The following is a 402-nucleotide window of genomic DNA, read 5'->3' as shown; positions in this document are numbered from 1 at the left end:
TCCCAGTCCACATCCTGACCCGCGACATGCACCCGCCCCAACGCCTGCAACACCGCAGACACCTCCGAACGATCCCTGCGCAACGCAGGCACCACCACCCCCGCAGCCGCCGCCTCCGAGGACACCGACTGCGCCACCATCCCCGCCAACACCCCATCCGGACCCAGCTCCACGAACCGGGACACACCCTCACCCTCCAGCGTGCGCACCCCGTCCGCGAACCGCACCGCCTCCCGCACATGCCGCACCCAGTACTCGGCGGAAAACTCCGCCACGGGACGGCCCGTGAGGTTGGAGACCACCGGAATCCGCGGCGCCGCATACGACAGCCCCTCCGCCACCCGGCGGAACTCCTCCAGCATCGGCTCCATCAACGGCGAGTGGAACGCCTGTCTCTTATAC

Annotated in this window: 1 protein-coding gene; it reads right to left on the bottom strand. The window is 69.2% G+C overall.

The genetic code is table 11. The features are described from left to right. The coding region (locus G5C65_RS38325; RefSeq protein WP_338146868.1) for an acyltransferase domain-containing protein at positions 1-371 on the bottom strand (371 nt) is incomplete at its 3' end. Positions 372-402: the final 31 nt, after the last annotated feature.

The sequence above is a fragment of the Streptomyces boncukensis genome (genome assembly GCF_011045075.1).
In the GTDB taxonomy this organism is placed as follows: domain Bacteria; phylum Actinomycetota; class Actinomycetes; order Streptomycetales; family Streptomycetaceae; genus Streptomyces; species Streptomyces boncukensis.
The sequence above is the reverse complement of the archived record's forward strand: the minus strand, read 5'-3'. Positions and strand labels throughout refer to the sequence as shown.